We start from the raw sequence: 4572 nt of genomic DNA, 5'->3' as shown, positions 1-4572 counted from the left end.
GTACCCATGGTCAGCAGTTCAAAGCGCGGTTCCTCAAGACCTCAGAGCCCACGTCGGTCGAAGGCATCGAGAAGTACCTCTCCTCCGGCATGATCCGCGGTGTCGGTCCGGTTTACGCCAAGAAACTACTGCGCGCTTTCGGCGAGAAGGTGTTCGAGGTCATCGAGACCCAGGCCGACCGCCTGCGCCTGGGCCGAGCAAAAGGCGGTGCGGGAAATCATGGTCTTCCTGCACAGCCATGGCGTCGGCACGGCGCGGGCGGTACGGATATTCAAGACCTATGGGGCCGACGCCATCCAGGTCATGACCGAAAACCCGTATCGCCTGGCGCGCGATATACGCGGCATTGGCTTTAAGACCGCTGACGCCATCGCCATGAAGCTCGGCATCGAGAAGACCGCCATCGTGCGGGTGCGCGCCGGCATCTCCTATGCGCTGACTGAGGCGATGGACGAGGGACATTGCGGCCTTCCGACCGACGAACTCGTGCCCCTAGCTGAGAAGCTGCTCGAGGTACCGCAACAGTTGATCCGCACCGCCCTCGACCTCGAACTACAGGAAGGCACGGTAGTTGCCGACCCGGTTGGCGAAACGCCGTGTGTGTTTCTGGCCGGCCTGTACCGCGCCGAGCGCACCATCGCGGAACGCCTGATGCGCCTTGCGAGCGGCACGCTGCCTTGGCCCTGGATCGATCCCGCCAAGGCGGTGCCATGGGCGGAACAACGTGTCGGGCTTGCGCTGGCCGAAAGCCAAGTAGCGGCGATCCGGCTCGCACTGATGTCCAAGGTGCTGGTCATCACCGGCGGTCCAGGTGTCGGCAAGACGACAATCGTCAATGCCATTCTGCGCATTCTCGCAGCGAAGGGAGTGAGCCTCCTGCTATGCGCTCCGACCGGCCGGGCGGCAAAGCGCATGACCGAGGCGACCGGTTTCGAGGCCAAGACCATCCACCGGCTGCTCGAAGTCGACCCCAAGGGCGGCGGTTTCAAGCGCGGTGACGACAATCCGCTCGACTGTGACCTGTTGGTAGTCGACGAGACCTCCATGGTCGATGTCATGCTGATGCAGGCGCTCATGAAGGCGGTACCGGAAAAGGCCGCCCTCTTGCTTGTTGGCAACATCGACCAGCTTCCTTCGGTCGGCCCTGGTCAAGTGCTGGCGGACATCATTGCTTCCGGCACCTTGCCGGTCGTGCGGCTTACCGAAGTCTTTCGGCAGGCTACGCAAAGCCGGATCATCACCAATGCCCACCGCATCAACCAAGGCTCGACGCCGGACCTGAGCCCGCCCGAGACCGAGACCGACTTTTATTTCGTGCAAGCAGATGATCCCGACACGGCGGTCGGCTGCATCGTCGAACTGATGAAGACGCGGATTCCCAGGCGCTTCGGCCTCGATCCCATTCGCGATATCCAGGTCCTGTGCCCGATGAACCGTGGCGGCGTCGGCGCTCGTTCGCTGAACATCGAGCTCCAGGCAGCACTCAATCCCGCTGGTGAGCGCAAGGTCGAACGGTTCGGCTGGACCTTTGCGCCAGGCGACAAGGTGATGCAGATCGAGAACGATTATGACAAGGAGGTCTATAACGGCGATATCGGCTATATCCTCGACGTTGAACTGTCCGCGAGCGAGATCGTTGTGCGCTTCGACGACCGGCCAGTCACCTACGGATTTGGCAAACTTGACATCCTGGTACCGGCCTACGCGGCGACCATTCATAAAAGCCAAGGGTCAGAGTATCCCGCCGTGATCATTCCGGTCCTTACGCAACATTATGCTATGCTGCAGCGAAATCTTCTTTACACTGGCGTAACGCGCGGCAAAAGACTGGTCGTGCTGGTCGGACAGAAGAAGGCCATCGCTATCGCCGTACGCAACGCTTCGGGCCGACGGCGCTGGTCCAAGCTGAGTGAATGGCTGAGATCGCAAAACTGTTGAGCAATATGGAATGAGCAATGGGTGAGCGGAAAGCGCATCAGATTTGGATTGAGCAATGCGAGGCGACCAAAGGGATCAGGGCTCGCTTCGGACTCAAGGCAGCGTTCGACTATATTGTCGGCGAGAAATTACAGAACTTTGCCGAGGCCTCCTTGCACCATCGCGAGTTTGCACGAGAACTGCCTTCGTTCGTTTCAGAGGTGCGGCGAATGTTCACGCCCGACGAGATTGAAACCCACCTGACAGACCTTGAGCGGGCGCAAAACGAGAAAACCACAGACCTTCTTTTGGACGACGACGACCCCCTTCCTGAGGACACCTCCGCAGACGTGGAACGTGCTCGGCAGTTCAATCTGATCAAAGAATTACTGAGAGCGAGCACGCTTGGCACTGCTTGACTGATCGAGCTGCGCCGCTTGCTTCAAGAAACCAGGCTCCAAAAAGACGTCTTGCGCCCATGTTCATGCTTGAGGCGGGTAGCGTAACGTTCATGCGGCTCGAAATTGCTGAAGTCACGAACGGCCTTTGCGAGGCTGCCGCACTCGGCGAGGTGACGGGCCGCATGCCGATATCGTTTCACCCGATTGTGCTTAAGGGCAAAATCGATCATTGCGCGAAGGAGCAGGGTGGCTGCGAGTGGATGCTTCCCTGCGAGCGCGTCGGCCGCCGGTGACAGAATCTCGTAGTGGTCGCCGTTTAGCTCATTGGCGCGTGCCAGCACCAGTGAGGCTGCCTTCTCTAGCGCGGGCCATGACACCAGAAATGCCAATGCTTGGTGGACCTCCGAGACGCGAAGGGCGGTTGCCATCGCGCGTTCTTCGGCGTCGACGTCTTCGAAATCCGGCAGGCGCTTGAGAAAGGCGCACAGATGGGCGCTGCTGAGCGTCCGTTCAAAGCACTGCCAACGGAATGCCTGGGCTTCCTCCATGCGCCCCAGCGCCTCCATCACGTCAATCCGGACCTCTTCCCATTCATACGGGATCCAGCCGGTCCTGTTTTCATCGACGGCGTTGATCGCGCTCCACGCCTCCTTGGGGCGACCCGCCTTGAGAAGGCGTTGGGCAATGTCAGCGGCAATCTTGGGGACCGTCCTCGCTGCTTCGCTCTGCTGCGCGATGTAGGCGTCCACATCGCCTTGCGCATCGGCGATTTCCTCCAACGCGAGGCGGATGACACTCGCGCGATGGCGTGCCGAAATATCGTCGGCATAGAGGGCACCGCCGCTTCCCCAGGCGATCACCTTGCGGTCCTTGTCCTTCGGCTTTCCCAACGGCTCCTTGGATAAGCCTATAAACCGTTGCTTCAGTTGGTTCAGACCGCTTGGTCCAAGCGTCGGCGACAAAACGGTGATCAATTCGTCATACTGGCCATAATCGTTATCGATCAGTGCGCCAAACGCTCTATCGGCAAGCTCATCTGGGGAAGCCTTCGCCTCCTGGGCCATTTCGCCGAAATCACGGCACGCCGCATGGAAGATACTGCCGACGGTACCGCTGCTGTCATCGCAGCGCCCGAACACCGAATTGGCAAGCGCCATGAACCGCCACATCAGTTCGAGGCCTTCGGCAGGGTCCGCCTCGGCGACCTGATGAATCGCGCGGCGCTGCGTTTCGAGATCTTCGACCAGGCCTCTTCGATTGTGCCAGTCAACGAAGGATCGGGACCGCGCAATAGTCGTTAACCGCTTGCGAATCTCCTTAGCAACCTCGGTCGGACTCTGCGCGCTGGCGAGCTCAAGGCGAATACGTCGTTTTACGCCAGGGTTGCCACTGCTCACCTCGATCAGCAATTCGGCCAAGCGTTCAGCTCCGAGTGCCTCAAGATTCGTTTTATTCAAGGTTTTCTGGGAAGCCACTACCTTCATCCGTTCCATCAGCTGACCGGGAAATCCATGAGCGGCCGAATACCACGTCAGATAGTGGCTGGACCTGTCAGCGCCCTGGGATGCGCTACTAGTTGCAGGGCGAGCCCTTCATTGCTTCGGTCCACTGGTTGCCAACGCCTTCCGCACATTCGATTGGGAAATCCCAAATTGTCGGGCAATTCTTGGACAAGACGTGCCGCTGCGGAGATGTATCGGCCTGTGGTCCTGGGGGGCGTGGTTTTGCTGGCGGGGAAGCGTCTCCGACCGAGCCTGTCGGGAATAGGTCAGACAGCTGCTCGGCGGGGTTACGTCCCATGGCAGAATCATGCCGCGACCGATAATTTGCTGCAATAGTTCAGTGCGCATGCCTATGAGCACCGACGATTGACGGGAGGACGGAACGAGGGAGTTCAACCGCGAGGCGCCAATCCTCTTGACTTAGCCCACGGAGGAAACGAGATATCTCTTTTTGCTGCAATCTAGCGAGCGTCGAATGGGCCGTTACAAAGACTACGACCGTGGACCTAAGCGCGGCGGTTATGACGACGAGCAAAAATCTGACGACCGAGCATCCGGAGTTCGGCCAAATTATCCACGTCCGAGCGCCCCGGCCGAGCGACGTCCTGCTATTGCTTCGCAGGTCGTTGGCTCGACCACCGAAAGTATTGGTAATTCGATCAATCGCAATTCTGCTCAATACACTCGCTCCTTAAACGACGCCGTGGCTTCAATAGCGGCCCTTGCGATGCCGTCACACTGCGCGCCGAAGT

3 protein-coding genes and 1 pseudogene are annotated in these 4572 nt (G+C 59.4%); 3 read left to right on the top strand and 1 reads right to left on the bottom strand.

Annotation, left to right across the window (positions count from 1 at the left end; genetic code table 11):
• A pseudogene (locus WB528_RS01890) lies at positions 1-1938 on the top strand (ATP-dependent RecD-like DNA helicase); the annotation flags it as partial.
• 17 nt (positions 1939-1955) lie between these two features.
• Positions 1956-2336, top strand: a complete 381-nt coding sequence (locus WB528_RS01885) for a hypothetical protein (RefSeq protein ID WP_423886733.1) — start codon at positions 1956-1958, stop codon at positions 2334-2336.
• 23 nt (positions 2337-2359) lie between these two features.
• Here the strand turns inward: WB528_RS01885 and WB528_RS01880 are convergent, their stop codons facing one another.
• Positions 2360-3793, bottom strand: a complete 1434-nt coding sequence (locus tag WB528_RS01880; RefSeq protein WP_423886734.1) for a DUF6880 family protein — start codon at positions 3791-3793, stop codon at positions 2360-2362.
• A gap of 502 nt (positions 3794-4295) precedes the next feature.
• Here WB528_RS01880 and WB528_RS01875 point away from each other — a divergent pair.
• Positions 4296-4572 (top strand): hypothetical protein (locus WB528_RS01875; protein ID WP_423886732.1); only part of this gene is annotated, 277 nt, incomplete at its 3' end.

It is taken from the genome of Bradyrhizobium sp. (assembly GCF_049586575.1).
Classification (GTDB): Bacteria; Pseudomonadota; Alphaproteobacteria; order Rhizobiales; family Xanthobacteraceae; genus Bradyrhizobium.
This window is presented reverse-complemented; position numbering and strand designations above follow the sequence as displayed.

Coding starts and splice junctions, on each gene's coding strand:
- WB528_RS01885 (WP_423886733.1), top strand. CDS start 1,956: ATGGGTGAGCGGAAAGCGCATCAGATTTGGATTGAGCAATGCGAGGCG.